The organism is Nocardia sp. NPDC059236 (assembly GCF_042754085.1).
Taxonomy (GTDB): domain Bacteria; phylum Actinomycetota; class Actinomycetes; order Mycobacteriales; family Mycobacteriaceae; genus Nocardia.
Genome location: NZ_JBHZAF010000062.1, coordinates 481 through 1,126, shown reverse-complemented (window position 1 = coordinate 1,126; position 646 = coordinate 481). Strand labels below are relative to the sequence as shown.

Below are 646 nucleotides of genomic sequence, written 5' to 3'. Positions count from 1 at the left end.
CCTGTGCCCGGCTCGGTTGTTGCGCCGGGGAAGAGCTTGGCCAGTTGGGCCGCGTGGGAACGCTCTCCCGGCCCATAGGTGATGACGGTTCCGGTGTGGTTCTGGGTGGCGGCATTTCCGCTGCCGGTCACCGAGAAGTGATGCTCACGCAGCACATCGGCTGCGGCTGCGGCGAGACCGGACGTGGTGGTGCCGTTGTAGACCGAGACGCTGATGCCGTCACCTTGGACCGAGTCGGAGTCCGGGGAGGGGCGCGCGGAGTCTTTCTGCCCTTCGGGCGGTCCGCCACTGGCGTCGGCTCCGCTCAGCGTGCGATCGGCTTTGATGTCCGCCCACAGTTGGTTCGCGTCCGGCTGCACGATGGCGACTCTGTTGCCCTGGTAGCGCCATGGGACGGTGACGAATCGGGTGTTGTCCAGGTCGATCCCCTTGAGGGACATGGCGAAGTCGACCATCTTCTTCGGCGTGCCCAGAGCTTCATCCACCGTCATGGACTTGGTGGCGGCGTTTGCGAGGGGGAGCAGAGTTGTCGGGCTGAAGCCCTGCTGCTTGATCTTCTTCATCAGGGAGCCGACGAAAGCCTGCTGGCGCTTGATGCGGCCTATGTCGGATCCATCCCCTATGCCGTGCCGGATACGTACGTAGT

At 64.6% G+C, this 646-nt stretch carries 1 protein-coding gene; it reads right to left on the bottom strand.

Going from position 1 to position 646, the window contains the following annotated elements; all coding sequences use genetic code 11:
- On the bottom strand, positions 1 to 563 hold a 563-nt coding region (locus ACFXIV_RS47790), incomplete at its 3' end, for an LCP family protein (protein WP_379421524.1).
- Between the last annotated feature and the right edge of the window lie 83 nt (positions 564 to 646).